A 16,009-nucleotide genomic window follows, 5' to 3' on the forward strand; every position below is an offset into this window, starting at 1 on the left:
TTCATGCCTCAGTTTTTCATCGACAGACCGATTTTTGCCTGGGTAGTGGCCTTGGGTATTGCCCTGGCCGGCTTGTTGGCGATTCCCAACATGCCCGTGTCGCAGTACCCAGAGGTCGCCCCGCCGACGGTCAATATCAATGCCACCTATCCTGGGGCGTCGGCCACCGAAGTCTCCACCAGCGTTTCGAGCATCATCGAAAACGAACTCAACGGCGCACAGGGCTTGCTGTACTACGAGTCCGTCAGCGACAGCAATGGCCAGGCACAGATCACGGTGACCTTCGAATCGGGCACCGATCCCGACATGGCCCAGGTCGACGTGCAAAATCGCCTGTCCAACGCGTCCGCCCGGTTGCCGTCGGCCGTGATGCAGCAGGGCCTGAAGGTCAGTCAGTCCAACTCCGGCTTCCTCATGGTGGTCACGGTGTCATCCACCGACGGCTCTCTGGGGCAGGATGAACTCGCCGACTACATCACCCGCAACATCCAGAACCCCATGTCGCGCATCAAGGGGGTGGGGAAATTCCAGCTCTTTGCCTCCAGCCGGGCCATGCGGGTCTGGGTCGATCCACAGAAACTGGTTGGCTACAACCTCAGCATGGGGGACATCAACCAGGCCATCACGCGTCAGAATATGGTGATATCGGGCGGGGCGCTTGGGTCGCCACCCAACCCCAGCTCGCAGCAGGTGTCCATCCCCCTGCTGGTCCAGGGCGAGCTCGACTCCCCAGAGGAATTCGGCAACATCATTCTGCGGGCCAACATGGACGGGTCCTCCGTTCGCATCCACGACGTGGCCCGGGTCGAATTGGGTTCGGACAATTACCAGTTCGGCTCGCGGCTCAATGGCAAGCCCACCGCGGCTTTTGCGCTGTCGCTGACACCGACCGCAAACGCCCTGGAAACCGCGCAGTTGTCCAAAGCCAAAATGAAAGAACTGGCTGCCTTCTTTCCAGACAACATCGAGTACGCGATTCCGTACGACACCTCGCCCTATGTCGAGACGTCGATCGAACAGGTGGTGCACACCTTGTTCGAGGCGATGGTGCTGGTGTTCGTGGTCATGTTCATATTCTTGCAGAACGTTCGCTATACCCTGATCCCGGCCCTGGTGGTGCCAGTGGCGATACTGGGGGCTTTTGCCGTCATGCTGGCGTTGGGGTTCACGATCAACGTACTGACCATGTTCGCCATGGTACTGGCGATCGGGATCCTGGTCGATGACGCCATCGTCGTGGTCGAGAACGTCGAGCGGATCATGGTCGAGGAAGGCCTGCCCCCCAAAGAGGCCACCAAAAAGGCCATGCCACAGATCAGCGGCGCCATCGTCGGCATCACGCTGGTCCTGACCACGGTATTCCTGCCCCTGGCATTCATGTCGGGCTCCGTGGGCATCATCTATCGCCAGTTTTCGGTGGCGATGGCCGTATCCATCCTGTTTTCCGCATTCCTCGCGCTCAGCTTCACACCGGCCCTGTGCGCGACCATCCTCAAGCCCATTCCAAAGGGCGCGCACGCCAGCAAGGGCGGGGTATTTGGCTGGTTCAACCGTTCGTTCGAACGGGTCACCCACGGCTACACGCGGTGGGTGGCGCGCAGCCTGACGCGCGGCCTGCGCATGATGCTGCTGTTCGTCATCCTGGTCGGGGTGCTGGGCTGGATGTACATGCGCCTGCCGACCTCGTTCCTGCCCGAGGAAGACCAGGGCTATGTGATCGCCAACATCGAGCTGCCATCGGGGGCGACCTCCAACCGCACCATCGGCATCATCGAGCAGGTCGAGCAGTATTTCATGCACCTGCCGCAAGTCGAGAACATCATCACCGTGCAAGGTTTCAGCTTCAACGGCAATGGCCTGAACGCGGCGATCGCATTCGTGCCGCTCAAACCGTTCGAAGACCGCAAGGGGCCCGTCAATTCCGCCCAGACCATTTCCGCGGAGGCCATGGGCAAGCTGATGTTCGGCCTGCCGGATGCCATGGTCGTCTCGATCATCCCGCCGGCCATTTCTTCCCTGGGCAATGCATCAGGCTTCGATCTGCGTCTCGAAGATCGCAGCGGTGTGGGCCAGGACACCCTCCAGGCGGCTGCCCAGCAGTTGTTGATGCTCGCTTCGCAAAGCCCCATCCTGACCCAGACCCGCATCACGGGCCTGGGGCCTGGGCCCCAGTTGCGGGTGCAGATCGACCGCAACAAGGTCGCCGCCATGGGGGTCGATTTCGCCGAGGTGGCCCAATTGGTGGCGACGGCCATCGGCTCTTCCTACATCACCAAGTTCACGAACCAGGGCTGGGTGCAGAATGTCTGGGTGCAGGCCGAACCGGCGGCCCGCATGCACCCAGACGACATCCTGCAGCTCAATGCACGCAACGGGCAAGGTGAAATGGTGCCCCTGTCGTCATTCGTCACGCTCGAATGGACACAAGGCCCGGTCCAGGTGGTGCGTTACAATGGCTACGAATCCGTTCGCATTGGCGGTTCTGCGGCACCGGGCTATTCATCGGGGCAGGCCATGGCCGAAATGGAACGCCTCATTACCGAGCTGTCCCCGGGGCTGGGCTACGAATGGACAGGCCTTTCATTCCAGGAAATCGAGGCAGGAAATCAATCGGCCATCCTGTTGGGCCTGTCGGTGCTGGTGGTGTTCATGGTGCTGGCGGCGCTGTACGAAAGCTGGGCCATTCCGTTGTCCGTCATGCTGGCCGTGCCGCTGGGTATGCTGGGTGCCGTTCTGCTCAGCGCGCTCATGGGGAAATCGAACGACGTGTATTTTCAGGTCGGGATGGTTACGGTCATCGGCCTGTCCGCCAAGAATGCCATCCTGATCGTCGAATTTGCCAAAGATATGTATGCCAGTGGTGCCAGTCTGATCGATTCTGCGGTGGAAGCGTCCCGCCTGCGGTTCAGGCCGATCCTCATGACGTCCTTTGCGTTCATTCTGGGGGTGCTGCCCCTGGTGCTGGCGACCGGGGCGGGTGCGGCCAGCCAGAATGCGGTGGGCCTGGGCGTGCTGGGCGGCATGCTGGCCGCCACGCCGCTGGCCGTGCTGTTCGTGCCCACATTCTTTGTGGTGATATTGAAATTGTTCAAGACCAAACCCAAACTGCTGGGTCACGCGCCACCCCATATCTCGGTGGCCGACAGCGGGCATTCCGGAGACTCCTCATGACTGCTTTTGGCTTGCGGCCGGTATGCGTGCTGGGGCTGAGCCTGGCCCTGGCCGCCTGCTCCCTGGCACCTGTCTATGAACGACCCGAGGCACCCGTTCCTGGGCACTTTCCCGGCGGTGGTGCTGGGCAGGCCAGCGCCACCGACCTGCCTGCCTGGCAAGACTTCTTCCTCGATCCGCGGTTGCAGGCCCTGATCGAGCTCGCCCTCGAAAACAACCGCGACCTGCGCGTGGCCATCGGGCGGGTCGAAGAAGCCCGCGCCCAGTTCGGCATTGCCGATAGTGCACGCCTGCCCACCATCGGCGCACAAGGGTCCGGCCAGATCACTCGCTCGCCGGCCGACATGCGCGCCGGGGGGGCCGATGCCAAATCGGTCAGCCGCAGCTACTCTGCGGGCATCGGGATTCCGGCCTTTGAATTGGATTTCTTCGGCCGGGTGCGCAATCTCAGCGAAGCGGCCTACCAGCAGTACCTGTCTACCGAAGAAGCCCGGCGCACCGTACAACTGGCTCTCATCGCGCAAATGGCCGAGGCGTATTTCACGCTGCGATCAGGCCTGGCCATGCAGGCCCTCACCGAACAGACCCTGAAGGCGCGACAGGGCACGCTCGACTTGGTCCAGGCCCGGTTCGACGTCGGGGTCGCCTCGGATCTCGATCTCGCGCAGGCCCAATTACAGCGCGACACCGTCATGGCCGACCTGGTCGCTGCGGAACGCAACATCGCACTGGCCAATAATGCGCTGCAGCTGATCCTGGGCAAGCCCGTTCCAGAAGACCTGCCCGAACCGCTGGTCTATGGGCGCGACCAACTGCTCGAACGCATTCCGGCCGGCTTGCCTTCGCAACTGCTGGAGCGCCGTCCCGACATCATCGGCGCCGAGCATGACCTCAAAGCGGCCAATGCCCAGATCGGCGCGGCGCGCGCGGCGTTCTTCCCAAACATCTCGCTGACCGGGCTGCTGGGGTTTGCCAGCCCTGAACTCAGCGCGCTCCTGGGCAGCAGCCACAAATATTGGCAATTTTCACCTCAGATCAGCCTGCCGCTGTTCTCCGGGGGGATTCGCGGCGGCCTGGACCTCGCCAAGGCGCGCGAGCACGTCGCGGTCGCCAACTACGAGAAGACGATACAAACCGCCTTCCGCGAAGTGGCCGACGGCCTCGCCGGCGAGGCCACCTATGGGCGTCAGCTCGATGCCTTGCGGGCGTCCGAGGCGTCCGCCCTGAAAGCCCTGAACCTTTCCGAAATCCGTTATGAAACCGGCGTGGACAGCTTCCTGCAGGTACAAACGGCACAAATCGGCCTGTATGGGGTTCAGCAGCAATTTATTGCCCTGGGCACCGCGGCGCTGTTCAACCGGGTGGCCTTGTACAAGGCACTGGGCGGCGGGTGGTCCGCACAGGATCTCGCGGCCGAAGGCCCGGCAGACCAGGCATCCAACCCACCCAAGGAGTCCTGATGGAATTGGGCGTCAATATCGATCACGTCGCCACCTTGCGTCAGCAGCGCCTGGTGTCCTATCCAGATCCCCTGCAGGCCGCCTTGCGCGCAGAAGAGGCAGGGGCCGATCTCATCACGCTGCATTTGCGCGAAGACCGCCGGCATATCCAGGATGCCGACGTGTATGCGATTCGTGCCGTCTTGCGCACGCGCATGAACCTCGAATGTGCCATCACGCCCGAGATGCTGGCCATCGCGTGCGACGTCCAACCCCAGGATGTCTGCCTGGTGCCCGAACACCGGCTCGAACTCACCACCGAAGGCGGGCTGGATGTCGTGTCACGCACAGCCGAGGTCGAATCCGCCGTGCGGCGCCTGCACGAAGCCGGCATCCGGGTGTCTCTGTTCATCGACCCCGAAGCCAGCCAGATCCAGGCCGCCGTCCGATGCGGGGCCCATATCATCGAGTTGCATACGGGCGCCTATGCCGATGCGCCGGATTCACCGGCGCGCGCCGCCGAGCTCGAGCGCTTGCGCCAAGCGATTGCCGTGGCCGTGGGCGAAGGCCTCAGGGTCAACGCGGGGCATGGCCTGCACTACGACAACGTGCAAGCGGTCGCAGCCTTGCCCGGCATCGCCGAACTGAACATTGGCCATGCCATCGTCGCGCAGGCCGTGTTCGATGGCTGGGGACCCGCCATACGGCGCATGAAGGCGCTTATGATCCAGGCGAAGTCCGCCTGATGCGGGAGATGTATCCATGAATCCAATACTGGACGCCTTGCTCAGCCGCCAATCCGTCAAGTTCGTACAGGCGCCAGGACCCACCGCAGAACAGCTCGACCTGATCCTGCAGGCCGCCATGCGGGCACCGGATCACGGCGCCATACGGCCCTGGCGTTTCAGGCTGATACGCCAGGAACACGTACCGGCTCTGGTCGATCTGGCGATCCGTGCCGGCCTGGCGGCGGGTAAACCCATGCCCGACTTCAAGATCCAGAAATGGCGCACGTGGCTGTCCAAGGTGCCGCTGGTGATCGCCATCGGTTGCCGGCCGGATCCCACTGGCCGGATCCGCGAGCAAGAAAGCCTTCTGTCCGTGGGTACCGCGGTCATGAACATGCTCAATGCCACCCATGCCCTGGGGCTGGCGGGCTTCTGGAGCACGGGCATGGGCACGTATCTCGACGGGGTTGCCGAGGCCCTTGGGTTCGATGCGCTGGATGAACGCTTCATGGGCTACTTGGCCCTGGGGACCCCCATTCAGCAGCCCGAACCGGTTGCGCGGCCGGATTACAGCGACTTCGTGTCCGAGTGGCAGTTCGACGCTGAAATCTCTGCCTGAGCCTCGCCGCAGACGGCCTGGCCCTCTTGAAGCCCTTCCAGTATCGGACACTCGGGGCGCGCATCACCATGGCAGCGCTGGGCCAGGTTGCGCAATGAGGCGGCCATGCTCTGCAGCATCGCAGCCTTGTGTTCCAGCGCCTCGATGTGCGCCAGGGCCAGGCGCTTGACTTCAGCGCTGGCGCGTTGCTGGTCGTGCCAAAGATCCGTCAGCGCCCTGATCTGTTTCAGCGAGAAACCCAATTCGCGTGCACTGCGTATGAAGATCAGGGCATGCAGGTCATTGGGGCCATATTGACGATAACCTGCCTCCGAGCGCCCCTGCGGGCTGAACAGCCCATACTGTTCGTAGTACCGGATCATTTTCGGGCTGAGGCCTGTGCGTTTGGCCGCTTCGCCGATCGACCATGGCCCGTGGCCGGCCGAACGCTCCAGCGGCGGCTGGTGTGTGGGTTCAGACATGGGACACCTCCAGGGGCAGCCATTTCAGGCGCAATGCGTTGACCACCACGAATACGCTCGACAAGGCCATGGCTGCTGCACCCAGCATGGGTGAAAGCTGCCAGCCGAACCAGGGATAGAACACACCGGCTGCGAGCGGGATCAGTGCGGCGTTGTAGGCAAAGGCCCAGAACAGATTCTGCGCGATATTGCGCATGCTCAGGCGCGACAGCACCAGGGCGCGCGCGACCGAGCCCAGGTCTTCGTTCATGAGGATCACTTCGGCCGACTCGATGGCGACATCGGTCCCCTGGCCGATGGCAATGCCCACGTCGGCCGTCGCCAGGGCGGGCGCGTCGTTGATGCCGTCGCCGACGAATGCCAATGGGCCGACCGTTTTCTGCAGACCCTGCAGCAGGTTGGCCTTGTGCTTGGGCAGGGTCTGTGCGTGCACGATGTCGATGCCCAGTCGCTGCGCCACGTGTCGAGCGGCGGCCTCGTGATCCCCTGTGATCAGTGCCGTTTTCAGACCCATCGCGTGCAAGGCGGCCAGGGCCGGCCGGGCACTCTCGCGCAGGGTGTCGGCCACGGCCAGAATGCCGACCAGGTGCGTATCGCGGGCCACCAGAAACACGGTCTTGCCCTGGGCTGCCCACGCCTCCACTTGCCGCGTGATGCCGTCGGCGACCGCGACGCCATGCGTCTGCATCAGGCTGGCCGACCCCAGCAAGTAGTCTTTTCCTTCGACTCGGCCGCGCACGCCAGCCCCCGTCAGCGCTTGAAAATCCGTCACGGCCGGCAGCGTGTCGGACGTCTGACCGTAGGCTTCGAGAATGGCTTTGGCAATGGGATGCTCGGAAGCGTTCTGAACTGCAGCGACGGCGCGCAGCAGAGAGGCCGGATCCGAGCCATCGGTGGGTTGAATGTCGGTGAGCGAAGGGCGGCCTTCAGTGAGGGTCCCCGTCTTGTCGAATGCCACGACACGCACTTGACGCAAGCGCTGCAAGGCGTCGCCATGACGGAATATGATGCCCAGCCCGGCGGCCCGACCGGTCGCCACCATGATGGAAATCGGCGTGGCCAGCCCCATGGCGCACGGGCAGGCGATGATGAGTACGGCGACGCCGGCGATCAGGGCGTGAGTCAGGGCGGGGTCTGGGCCCCAGGCCCACCAGGCGGCAAATGCGAGCACGGCCAGTGCCATGACCACCGGTACGAACCAGGCGGTCACGCGGTCGACCAGGCCCTGGATAGGGAGTTTGGAGCCCTGGGCCTGCTCGACCAGGCGAATGATGTGGGCCAGCACCGTATCAGCCCCCACTTGCGTGGTGCGCAGTACCAGGCTGCCCTGGGTGTTGAGGGTACCGCCGATCAGACGGTCGTCCATCCGACGGGCCACCGGAATAGGTTCTCCGGTGATCATCGACTCGTCCACCCAGGACTCGCCCTCGATGACCGTGCCATCGACCGGGATTTTTTCGCCTGGCCGCACACGGACTTCGTCGCCTGGCACCAGATCGGCCAGAGGGCGCTCCTGCCAGGTGCCATCTCGCCGTACCCAGGCCGTGCGTGGCTGCAACCCGATCAGGTGGCGGATGGCCGAGCCGGCGCGGCCCCGTGCCCGGGCCTCGAGCCAACGCCCAAGCAGTATCAGCGTGGCCACGACCGCTGCCGCTTCGAAGTACAGATGGCGCGAGTCGGGCGGCAGGAGACCGGGTGCCCAGGTGACCAGCGTGGAATAGAGCCACGCGCTTCCGGCCCCCAATGCGACCAGGGTGTTCATGTCCGGGCCCAGGTGCCACAGTGCCTTGAAGCCCCGTGTGAAGAATTCGCGTCCAGGCCCCGCCAGTACGGCCGTCACGAGCACGAATTCGAACCAGGCCAGGGACTGGAAATCCAGCGTGTCGACCACCAGATGATGCAAGGCGGGAATCAGATGGCTGCCCATTTCGACCACGAAGACCGGCAATGTCAGCAGCAGCGCCCAAGCAAAGCGCCTGCCCGCAAGTGTGGCTTCATCGTCGCCGGATGGGGCCGGGGTATCAGGGGCCTGGGTCAGCAACCGGGCTTCGTAGCCACGTTTGCCGATGGCTTCCAGCAGGGCGCGCGCGTCTACGTGCGCGTCGGACAGTTCTACGTGAGCACGCCGGGTGGCCAGATTGACGTTCGCCAGAGCAACCCCCTGGACGGCACTCAGCGCGGTCTCGACGCGGCGTACGCACGAGGCGCAGGTCATTCCGTCCACTTCGAAATCCATGGTGGCGGCAGAAGAGGCAAGTTTCGACATGGCATGAGTTCCTGATCCATTCATCAGGATCAGCTTACAGCTTGACCTCGTGTCAAGGTCAAGCATCCGATGGGTGTTTGCGTCTGCCACCGTGTCAGGGTTTATCATGGACAGGTTCATTTTCATTATGGAGACCCGTTTGATGAAAGCCACATTCGTAGTCAGCGACATGACCTGCAACCACTGTGTACAGACCATCACGAAAGCCGTGCAGGCCGTGTCGGCCGATGCGGTCGTGCAGGCCGATCTGGCGGCGCACCAGGTCACGATCGAGGCACCTGTGGATGCCGCGCGCCTGCAGGCCGCCATCGCGGCCGAGGGCTACGACGTACAACCGGCCTGAGGTCGGCATGTCGAAGGAACAGGTCTGTGACGTCGCGATCGTGGGCGCTGGTTCGGCCGGGTTGCCCGCCTACCGCGAAGTGGTCAAGGCGGGGCTGCGTCCGCTGCTGATCGAGGCGGGCGCGTATGGCACCATGTGCGCGCGGGTGGGTTGCATGCCCTCGAAGTTGCTTATCGCTGCCGCGCAGTCGGCCGCGGATGTGGGGCAGGCAGATCGTTTCGGCATTCGGGTTGACGGGGTTCGCATCGATGGCGTCGCGGTGATGCAACGGGTGCGGTTCGAACGAGACCGATTCGTGGGGTTCGTTCTTGCGGACGTGCAAGCCATGCCAGCCGAGCACCGGCTGGACGCAAAGGTCCGGTTTCTCGCTCCCGGGGTGCTGCAGGCGGACGATGGCCGCATCATTCGCGCACAGCGCGTCGTGGTGGCAACGGGTACCGAACCCACCATACCAGCGCTGTTCGAGCCCCTGGGTGATCGGGTCGTCGTCAATGACGACGTATTCGAATGGCAGGATCTGCCGCGCAGCCTATTGGTGGTCGGGGCCGGCGTCATCGGCATCGAATTGGGGCAGGCGCTGGCCCGCCTCGGCGTGCGCGTGCGCACCTTGGCCCGCTCAGAGAACTTTGCCCACGTCCATGATGGGCTGGTGCGGGATACCGCGGTCGCCTGCCTTGCCGAGGCGCTCGGGCTGGTGCGTTCGGCTCGGGTCATTCGGGCACGCCGCCGCGGACAGCAGGCGGAAGTCACCTGGTCGACCGGGCAGGGGCCCGAGGTGACCGAAACGTTCGAACGCGTGCTGATCGCCACGGGGCGCCGCCATACGCTGGCGGCGCTCCAGCTCGAGCGGGCCGGCATCGACCTGGATGCGGACGGCCGTCCGGCACTGGACCCCGACACCCTGCAAATACCTGGCCACCCCGTGTTTCTGGCAGGCGACGTGACTGGACGGCATGCCATCCAGCACGAAGCATCCCATGACGGCAGAAAGGCCGGCCGTAACGCCGCGGCCTGGCCCGACATGCCGGCGCGTTCGCATCGCGCCCCGCTCGAGGTGGTTTTCAGCGATCCGCAGATCATGCGGGTGGGCATTGGCGGGCAGGGCTTCGATCCGGAAACGATGGTGGCGGGCCAGGCAGATTACAGCCGCCAGGGCCGCTCGAGGGTGATGCTGCGCAATCAGGGCGTGCTGCGCATCTATATGCGCCGCGACGACCAGCGTTTCGTGGGGGCGGAAATGGTGGGGCCCGACGCGGAGCACGTGGCCCACCTGCTGGCGTGGGCGCTGCAGATGCGGCTCTCTGTGCCAGACATGCTGGCGCTGCCGTTTTACCACCCCACGATCGAGGAAGGCGTGCGCACCGCGCTGCGCAGTGCCTTGTCCGCAGCGCGCTCGGGTACTTAGGGCGTGGCCGGTACGCCGTCTTCGCGAATGAGGCCGCCGTGACGCAGCAGCGCATCGATTTGGGGGCCCCGCCCACGAAACGCCCTGAACGACTCGGCCGCCGGTCTTGAGCCGCCTACGGCGATGATTTCATCCAGGTAACGTTGTGCCGTCGCCGGGTCGAACACGTTGCGCCCGCCGTCGGGTTCGGGCCGCGCCTGTTCTTCGAACGCTGCAAACGCATCCGCCGACAGCACCTCGGCCCACTTATAGCTATAGTAGCCGGCGCCATAACCGCCCGCGAACAGGTGCGAGAAAGCGTGTGGGAAACGATGCCAGACGGGCGGCACGATGAGGGCGACCTCCTGGCGGACCTGATCGAGCGTGCGCATGACCTCGGCGATTGCCAACCCCTGCGACTGCAGATGAATCTGCATGTCGAACAGGGCGAATTCGATCTGCCGCAAGGTCTGCAGGCCGCTCTGAAAATTGCGCGCGGCGTGCATTTTTTCATACAGTGCGCGCGGCAGGGGCTGGCCGGTATCGACGTGGCGCGTGAGCGATTGCAGTACGTTCCATTCCCAGCAGAAGTTCTCCATGAACTGCGATGGCAATTCGATGGCATCCCACTCGACGGCAGCGAACGCGGCTGCGGCTGGCTCGTCCACGCGTGACAGCAGTGCGTGCATGGCGTGCCCGCTTTCGTGAAAGAGGGTAATGACGTCATCGTGACTGAGCAGTGCTTCTTGCCCCCCCACGGGCGCGGGGAAATTACAGGTCAGCCAGACCAGCGGGATGTGCAGCTGGCCCTTGCGCATCCGGCGGCTGCGCTCGCTGTTGACCCAGGCGCCGCCTTGTTTGCCCGTCCGGGCGTAGAGGTCGATAGCCAGGCGACCCATTTCGCGCCCTTGAGCATCCAGCACCTGGAAAATACGTGCATCCGGGTGCCAGGTTTCCGCCGTGCACGGTTGCAGGCGCACGCCGAACAAGGTGTGAATGACTTCGAACAGCCCCTTCAGCACTTGGGATTCGGTGAAATAGGGGCGCAGTTCTTCGTCGGAATAGCTGTGACGCTGCTCGCGCAGGCGTTCGGAGGCGTAGGCGATGTCCCAGGCTTCGAGGGTTTCCAGGCCCAACTGCTCGTGAGCGAACGAACGCAGCGCTTGAAGGTCCTGCTCGGCGGCCGGCCGCGCCTTGCCGGCCAGTTCGCGCAAGAACCCGAGGACTTGCGCTGCATCGTCCGCCATGCGGGTTACCAGGCGCAGGGCGGCGAAATGTTCGTAACCCAGAAGATGCGCTTCCTCGGCCCGCAAGCGCAGCAATGCTTCGATGATATCGGAGTTGTCGTAGGCCGTATCGCCTTGGTCGGAGGCCCGCGTAGCGTGTGCGTGGTAGAGCGTTTCGCGCAGGGCGCGATCTTGGGCGTGCTGCATCACCGGCAGGTAGCAGGGCATATGCAGGCTGAGGCGGTAGCCCGTTTGCCCCGCGACTTCGGCGGCAGCCCGGGCCGCCGCGATGACATTGGCCGGCAGCCCCTGCAGGCGTGTCTCGTCTTCGATCGACAGCGACCAGCCATCCGTGGCATCGAGTACATTTTCAGAAAATTTCTGCGACAGACTGGCCTGCTGTTCGGCGTTTCGGGCCCAATCTTCGCGAGCCTGGCCTTCGAGCTCTACACCGGCCAGGCGAAAATCGCGCAGCGCCAGCTGCACGATGCGTTGGCGCGTGGGCGACAGAAGCGCGTAGCCAGCACTTTCTGCGAGATTGCGGTAGCGCTCGTAGAGTGCCCGGTTGAGCCCCACCCAAGTGGAGAATTCGCTCATGAGGGGCAGGCAGCGATTGTAGGCGTCGCGCAGTTCGGGGGTGTTGACTACGCTGTTCAGGTGCCCGGCCACGGACCAGGCCCGGTGCAGGCGCTCGGAGGCATCCTCCATGGGCTCGATGAAGTTGGCCCACGACACCGGTGCGGTCTCTGAGCCAACGGTCTCCATGACCGCGCGGCATTGGCCGATCAGTGCGCGTATGGCGGGTTCGACGTGCTCTGGGCGGATGGCGCCGTAATCGATGAAGGACTCGGCCGGGACGAGCAAAGGGTTGCCGGCATCGGTAGACAGGCTGTTCATGGAATGCACATGGGGCTGAAGACCGCCATTTCAAGCGGACAATTGGCGTTCGGCGGCTTCGACGGTATTGACCAGCAGCATGGCGATGGTCATGGGGCCCACGCCCCCGGGTACTGGGGTGATAGCCGAAGCGACCGGAACGGCGGTCTCGAAGTCGACGTCACCCGCCAGGCGGCCGTCTTCGAGGCGATTGATGCCGACGTCGATCACCACAGCGCCCGGCTTGAGCATGTCGCCCGTGATCATGCCCGGCCGCCCCGTGGCGACGATGAGCACGTCGGCCCGCCGGGTTTGGGCAGCCAGGTCGCGAGTCTTGGAATTGCAGATCGTGACGGTGGCGCCCGCCGCGAGCAACAACAGGGCCATGGGTTTGCCCACGATGTTGCTGGCCCCCACGACCACGGCCTCGGTACCCCACAGAGGGACGCCTTCGGATTCGAGCATCTTCATGATGCCGTACGGGGTACAGGGCAGGAAGCGGGGCCGACCGGTCAGCAGCAGCCCCGCATTGGCCACATGGAAGCCATCGACGTCTTTGGTGGCATCGATGCCCGCGATGACCCGACCTGTGTCGATATGGCCCGGCAGCGGCAGCTGTACCAGGATGCCATGGATGGATGCGTCGGTGTTCAGGGCCTCGAGCAGATCGAGCAGCTCACCCTCGGGCGTATCGGCCGCCAGGGTGACCGTGCGCGACAACATGCCGGCGGCCTCGCAGGCGGCCGCTTTGTTGCGCACATAGACCTGCGAGGCCGGGTCGTCGCCCACCAGCACGACAGCCAGGCCGGGGGTGATGCCGTGCGCCTTCAGTGCTTGCACGCGTTCGGCCACCTGAGCGCGAACCTGTGCGGCCAGGGCTTTGCCATCGATCAGACGCGCTGTCATGTCAGGCCTCTTCGGTGCGCGCCAGGGCGATTTTCATGAGATCGGCCACCGTGTTGACTTCGAGTTTTTCCATGATGTTCGCGCGATGCGCTTCGACCGTCTTGATGCTGATGTTGAGGTCGCCGGCGATCTGTTTGTTCAGGCGCCCGGCCACGATTCGTTCGAGCACTTGCTGCTCACGGGCAGTCAGCCGGTCGAGTACGGCCTGTTGTGCCCGTTGAGCCTGCTGCTCGCGCGCCCGTTCCTCGGCCTGGACGAGCATGGCGGCCACGATCTTGCGCAATTCTGCCTCATTGAAGGGCTTTTCGAGAAAGTCCACGGCGCCTTTCTTCATGGTGGATACTGCCATGGGCACATCGCCATGGCCCGTGATGAACACGATGGGCAGCGGGGCCTTGCGTTCGATCAAGGCTTCTTGCAGCTCGAGACCGCTCATGCCCGGCATGCGCACGTCGGCAATCAGCACCCCGATTTGCTCTGGGTTGTAGCTGTCGAGAAACTCTTCGGCGCCGGCGTAGACCCGGACTTTGTAGCCATTGGCCTCGAGCAGCCAGCGCAGGGAGTCACGTACGGCTTCGTCGTCGTCGACGATGAAAATGGTATGGCTGGATTGGGATTCGGTCATGCTCGGGTTTCCTCTGTGGTGGCCTCTGCGGGCTCTGGATGGGTGGCGGCCTTGGGCAAGGTGAAGCGGAAAATGGTCCCGCCTTCGGGGTTGGCACCGGCCCACAAGCGCCCATGGTGAGATTCTATGATGGTACGGCAGATGTTCAGGCCCATGCCCAGGCCTTCGGATTTTGTGCTGTAGAACGGCTCGAACAGGCGCTCTGGGTTGCGTAGCCCATGCCCGCGGTCGATCACCGCGATTTCGATCAGCGGGTGCTGGTCGGTGATATGCAGCAGCAAGGTGCGATATTCGCTGTGCTCCATGGCTTCGACCCCATTCTTGAGCAGGTTCAAAAGAACCTGCTCGATCAGGATCGGATCGGCCAGCACATCGGGCAGGGGGTCGGGCACGACCTGGACGATCTCGACCTGGCGCTTGCGGGCATCGATGTCGGCAAAGCCCACGGCATTTTCGACGATGCGCGCCAGGCTGGTGGCCTGGCGCCGCGGTTCGCTGCGCTTGACGAAATCACGGATCCGGCTGATGATTTTTCCCGCCCGCTCGGTTTGCTGTGACGCTTTCTCGAGGGCCTGCAGCAGGGCGGCTTCAGAGGCTTTGCCGGACTTGAGCATGGCCACGGCTGCCATATTGTAATTATTGATGGCCGTCAGGGGTTGGTTCAGCTCGTGCGCCAGGGATGAAGCCATTTCGCCCATGGTGGTCAGCCGGCTGGTGAGCTGGGCCTTTTCTTGTTGGATACGCAGGGCCTCTTCGTGTTTGCGCCGCTCGGTGATGTCGCGCGCCACTTGCAGACGCACCCGGCGTGAATCGGTCCAGGCCAGCATGCGGTGGTGCACTTCGAACCAGCGTTCCGCGGACGCGGAATAAATCTCCATCGTCTCGTCGGTGAAGCGCCCCAGCCGGCCACCCAGCAGCTCGGCGTGGCCCGCGGTCTGCGCCCCGAACAATCGCCTGTAGATGCGATTGGCGAACAGCAGCTCGAGGCCTTCGGGGGTGTCGGCCACGACCGAAATCGCGTCATCGAGCCCTTCGAGTACGGTCATGAAGCGCTCATGGGCGGCCGTGAACGCCTCGCGGATCCGCTTGGGCTCGGTGATGTCGGTCATCGAGGTCATCCAGCCGATCTGCTCGCCCTGCGGGTCGCGCAGGGCGGACACGTACATGCGCGCCGTGAACCGCGAGCCATCGCGGCGCTGGGCCTCGATTTCCAGCCCGCTGCTGGGTGTACGCCCCGATAGCAGTTGCGCGAGGGTCTCGCGGTGCTGGTCGTGCCGCCCGGGCAGCCAATAGGGGAAAGGCGCGGTCCGGCCGATCAGGTCGGCTTCGTTCCAGCCGATCATGCGGCAAAAAGCCGGATTGACGTACGCGATGCGGCCCTGCATGTCGAATACCCGCATCCCCGTGGACATCGAGTTTTCCATCGCCCGCCTGAACCCGGTTTCGGCGATCAGGGCTGCTTCGGCCTGCGTGCGAAAGCGCGTGTACCGCCAGAGGGCGAGCAGGCTGAAGACGATGACCAGCGAAAGCGCAAAGATCACCATCAACAGCCGCTCCTGGCGGGTTTCCTGGTCGATAGTCACGAACATCACGCTGTCGCTGTGCAGCCGCTGCAGCCAGACGAAAGCACCCATGACGCACAGGTACAGCACGAGCACGATGGCCGGCGTCAGCCAGTACAGGCGCCGGCTGTTGCGCGCGTGCTCGTAGAATGTGGTCGGTATGAGAGACTTTCGCTGTGGTGGAGCCATGTCAGTCACTGTGTCGCAACGTAAGCATTTTAGTCATGATTGCCATCATTGGGCGGGTTTGTTTTTCATATCATGGAATTTAAACTCATAAAATGAAATTTTACTTGTGTTGATCCCGCCACTTCCCTAGAATGGTGCCAGATGTCCCGTTTCAGGGCACCCGGCGCTGAGGGCAAACCATTTGCACCCGGCATGAAACTCCGCTCTGGCACCT

12 protein-coding genes are annotated in these 16,009 nt (G+C 63.7%); 6 read left to right on the plus strand and 6 right to left on the minus strand.

Annotated features, from left to right (window positions below):
- Positions 1-3 precede the first annotated feature (3 nt).
- From WCZ84_RS00830 to WCZ84_RS00845, 4 genes are read left to right on the plus strand one after another with little or no spacing between them, the layout of a single operon-like run.
- Entirely contained in the window at positions 4-3,171 is a 3,168-nt protein-coding gene (locus WCZ84_RS00830) for a multidrug efflux RND transporter permease subunit (protein ID WP_372684354.1), read from the plus strand.
- Positions 3,168-4,631: an efflux transporter outer membrane subunit gene (locus WCZ84_RS00835; RefSeq protein WP_372684355.1), complete on the plus strand. Its 1,464-nt coding sequence runs from the start codon at positions 3,168-3,170 to the stop codon at positions 4,629-4,631. The genes WCZ84_RS00830 and WCZ84_RS00835 overlap by 4 nt, the downstream gene beginning before the upstream one ends.
- Positions 4,628-5,356 (plus strand): pyridoxine 5'-phosphate synthase, encoded by a 729-nt coding sequence (pdxJ, locus tag WCZ84_RS00840; protein ID WP_372684376.1) that lies wholly within the window; start codon positions 4,628-4,630, stop codon positions 5,354-5,356. The genes WCZ84_RS00835 and pdxJ overlap by 4 nt, the downstream gene beginning before the upstream one ends.
- A gap of 16 nt (positions 5,357-5,372) precedes the next feature.
- Positions 5,373-5,957, plus strand: a complete 585-nt coding sequence (locus WCZ84_RS00845; protein ID WP_372684356.1) for a nitroreductase — start codon at positions 5,373-5,375, stop codon at positions 5,955-5,957.
- Here the strand turns inward: WCZ84_RS00845 and cueR are convergent.
- Together cueR and WCZ84_RS00855 are read right to left on the minus strand one after the other, a co-directional pair.
- Positions 5,906-6,418 carry a Cu(I)-responsive transcriptional regulator gene (gene cueR, locus WCZ84_RS00850; protein WP_372684357.1) on the minus strand — a complete coding sequence of 171 codons (513 nt, stop codon included), beginning with the start codon at positions 6,416-6,418 and terminating at the stop codon, positions 5,906-5,908. The two genes, WCZ84_RS00845 and cueR, sit on opposite strands and share 52 nt — an antisense overlap.
- Positions 6,411-8,684: a heavy metal translocating P-type ATPase gene (locus WCZ84_RS00855; RefSeq protein WP_372684358.1), complete on the minus strand. Its 2,274-nt coding sequence runs from the start codon at positions 8,682-8,684 to the stop codon at positions 6,411-6,413. The genes cueR and WCZ84_RS00855 overlap by 8 nt, the downstream gene beginning before the upstream one ends.
- A gap of 142 nt (positions 8,685-8,826) precedes the next feature.
- Between WCZ84_RS00855 and WCZ84_RS00860 the strand changes: the two genes are divergently transcribed.
- On the plus strand, positions 8,827-9,027 hold the full coding sequence (locus WCZ84_RS00860; RefSeq protein ID WP_372684359.1) for a heavy-metal-associated domain-containing protein: 201 nt from the start codon (positions 8,827-8,829) through the stop codon (positions 9,025-9,027).
- Positions 9,028-9,034: 7 nt separating this feature from the next.
- Positions 9,035-10,432, plus strand: coding sequence for a dihydrolipoyl dehydrogenase (locus tag WCZ84_RS00865; protein ID WP_372684360.1), 1,398 nt, complete (start codon positions 9,035-9,037; stop codon positions 10,430-10,432).
- Here the strand turns inward: WCZ84_RS00865 and WCZ84_RS00870 are convergent.
- Genes WCZ84_RS00870 through WCZ84_RS00885 form a run of 4 tightly spaced genes read right to left on the minus strand, consistent with a single transcriptional unit; the run spans position 10,429 to position 15,795 of the window.
- Positions 10,429-12,534 carry a M3 family metallopeptidase gene (locus tag WCZ84_RS00870; RefSeq protein ID WP_372684361.1) on the minus strand — a complete coding sequence of 702 codons (2,106 nt, stop codon included), beginning with the start codon at positions 12,532-12,534 and terminating at the stop codon, positions 10,429-10,431. The two genes, WCZ84_RS00865 and WCZ84_RS00870, sit on opposite strands and share 4 nt — an antisense overlap.
- A 30-nt stretch (positions 12,535-12,564) precedes the next feature.
- Positions 12,565-13,419 (minus strand): bifunctional methylenetetrahydrofolate dehydrogenase/methenyltetrahydrofolate cyclohydrolase FolD, encoded by an 855-nt coding sequence (folD, locus tag WCZ84_RS00875; protein ID WP_372684362.1) that lies wholly within the window; start codon positions 13,417-13,419, stop codon positions 12,565-12,567.
- Position 13,420: 1 nt separating this feature from the next.
- On the minus strand, positions 13,421-14,044 hold the full coding sequence (locus WCZ84_RS00880) for a response regulator transcription factor (RefSeq protein WP_372684363.1): 624 nt from the start codon (positions 14,042-14,044) through the stop codon (positions 13,421-13,423).
- Positions 14,041-15,795: a PAS domain S-box protein gene (locus WCZ84_RS00885; protein ID WP_372684364.1), complete on the minus strand. Its 1,755-nt coding sequence runs from the start codon at positions 15,793-15,795 to the stop codon at positions 14,041-14,043. Before WCZ84_RS00885 ends, WCZ84_RS00880 begins: the two co-directional genes overlap by 4 nt.
- Between the last annotated feature and the right edge of the window lie 214 nt (positions 15,796-16,009).

The organism is Castellaniella sp. (genome assembly GCF_041675725.1).
Taxonomy (GTDB): domain Bacteria; phylum Pseudomonadota; class Gammaproteobacteria; order Burkholderiales; family Burkholderiaceae_B; genus Castellaniella.

Coding starts and splice junctions, on each gene's coding strand:
- WCZ84_RS00830 (WP_372684354.1), top strand. CDS start 4: ATGCCTCAGTTTTTCATCGACAGACCGATTTTTGCCTGGGTAGTGGCC.
- WCZ84_RS00835 (WP_372684355.1), top strand. CDS start 3,168: ATGACTGCTTTTGGCTTGCGGCCGGTATGCGTGCTGGGGCTGAGCCTG.
- WCZ84_RS00845 (WP_372684356.1), top strand. CDS start 5,373: ATGAATCCAATACTGGACGCCTTGCTCAGCCGCCAATCCGTCAAGTTC.
- cueR (WP_372684357.1), bottom strand. CDS start 6,418: ATGTCTGAACCCACACACCAGCCGCCGCTGGAGCGTTCGGCCGGCCAC.
- WCZ84_RS00855 (WP_372684358.1), bottom strand. CDS start 8,684: ATGTCGAAACTTGCCTCTTCTGCCGCCACCATGGATTTCGAAGTGGAC.
- WCZ84_RS00860 (WP_372684359.1), top strand. CDS start 8,827: ATGAAAGCCACATTCGTAGTCAGCGACATGACCTGCAACCACTGTGTA.
- WCZ84_RS00865 (WP_372684360.1), top strand. CDS start 9,035: ATGTCGAAGGAACAGGTCTGTGACGTCGCGATCGTGGGCGCTGGTTCG.
- WCZ84_RS00870 (WP_372684361.1), bottom strand. CDS start 12,534: ATGAACAGCCTGTCTACCGATGCCGGCAACCCTTTGCTCGTCCCGGCC.
- folD (WP_372684362.1), bottom strand. CDS start 13,419: ATGACAGCGCGTCTGATCGATGGCAAAGCCCTGGCCGCACAGGTTCGC.
- WCZ84_RS00880 (WP_372684363.1), bottom strand. CDS start 14,044: ATGACCGAATCCCAATCCAGCCATACCATTTTCATCGTCGACGACGAC.
- WCZ84_RS00885 (WP_372684364.1), bottom strand. CDS start 15,795: ATGGCTCCACCACAGCGAAAGTCTCTCATACCGACCACATTCTACGAG.